Annotated in this window: 1 protein-coding gene; it reads left to right on the forward strand. The window is 47.3% G+C overall.

The window, feature by feature from the left end; translation table 11 throughout:
- Positions 1-761: hypothetical protein (locus H1D41_RS18210; protein WP_228850261.1), on the forward strand; the 761-nt coding region annotated here is incomplete at its 5' end.
- Positions 762-1704 lie beyond the last annotated feature (943 nt).

The following is a 1704-nucleotide window of genomic DNA, read 5'->3' on the forward strand; positions in this document are numbered from 1 at the left end:
AGTTCGTCTACAAAGCGTGGCTGGAAGCCGGGGGCGCTGTGGAGGTGGTCCGCGAAAAGCTACTTCTCTGGGTCGCAGACAACGGCGCAACGCCGAAGGCACGGTTCGTCTACAAAGCCTGGCTGGAAGCCGGGGGCGCTTTGGAAGCGATCGAACAGCCAATAACGCATTGGCTCAGGAAAAGTTGGTATTTGGAAGAAGTCTCTTTCACGGCCAAGGCGCTTTCCAAAATTTATCCTTTGCCGCCGGGGGTTTCCGCTTGTATCGCAGCTAATTCAGGCTTGCATGCCGACAATGCGGATTCCGTATTTAGGTTGAGTGGCGCAAGCCGGGCTTTACAGGATGAAAACCTATCACGGGGACTTGCTCAGCTCTTTCTTCAATCTTCGCTTAGCGTGATCCTAGCGTTCTTGAAACGAAAGCCCATTCCACACGAAGAAGATGCCTGTTCAATTTTATTCAGTAACATTAGCTTCTTGCCTGCAAGGGGGGATTTTTGGAACGATATTTTATACATCTTCTCGTTGCTGGTTGCGGCGAAGAGTCCGGTAGTGGACACCCTCCGCGTTAGAGCCGACATTATGGTTCTGCTGCTTCACGATTGTTTAGAATTAGGCTTCCTCAGTTTGCAGCGAGATAGGGAAAGTCTAATTTTCTTGCTTAGACGCTTGAAAAATATCACTTCGCCAGACGATTTAGCTAGTTTAATCGACAATGACTATTTTGCGGGATTTTCATCCGCGTTCGACGAAGTGTATTGACAGATTGGGGGGCAATCATCACCGAACAAGGATGCATTTACGTCACATCAAGCTTATCAACACGCGTTGAAAGCGCAGCATTTAGCTCTTCGTTGCCGGACTTCACAAAGAAAAATATGTGCCAAAACGGCCACATGGAAGGTCCGGTTTCCGCCCTTGGTGTCAAAACCCAATTTCCGCTTAGGGCCTGGCAACTGGCATTGCATCTAAAGATCCACCCGATTTTGTAAAGTTCTGCTTTCAGCGAATACTGTTGAAAAACTCTTTGCTGCAATTGCAAATTTCCGAAAAGTGGAAGTCTGTTCTGTGATGAATGCAGAACTCCCCACAATGCTGGCAATATTTCGAAAAATCAGAAACTTGTTCCGTCATTTTGAGAGATGGCTTTCTCAATTCGATTTTTTCAACAGAATAGGCGCAAGCTGGACATCCGAAAGTCAGAGGCTTCTGGCCTGAAACAGTTGTCAACACGCAAGGTAAGTCCTTGTTTTGAATAACCAGTAATTTTGCCATCTTTTTTCTGTAACGTATTGTAAAGAAACTGTTCTGCATACACCTCGCGGGATCGCCAATAACTTTCTAATTGTGCCAAAAAAAGCAGAAGTCTGCGCGAAAGAAAGCAATAGTCTGCGCAAACTGGTCTTTGGTTATCTTGAAAGCAGCGTTTCATCCTTGCTTTTCACTTTTAAAACAACACCATAACCTAATTTCACTTTAAGCTTCAGCTTTCTTCCTACGCGGACAGATCCCACCGATTTGACAGTTGGCTCTTGTTGCTCTCTTTGTCACGGCACAGGTTCCGGAACCTTTCATACCCATCAGCCGCCCCCATCAGGGTCGTGGCCATGCGCCGGGCAGGTTTGCCTGGCTTTGAAAGGATTCTGTTTTGACTCGTTCCACCACTCTGATCCCCGTCAGCCCCATCAGGTTCATTGGCGAGCTC

The organism is Halocynthiibacter styelae, from assembly GCF_016123485.1.
In the GTDB taxonomy this organism is placed as follows: domain Bacteria; phylum Pseudomonadota; class Alphaproteobacteria; order Rhodobacterales; family Rhodobacteraceae; genus Halocynthiibacter; species Halocynthiibacter styelae.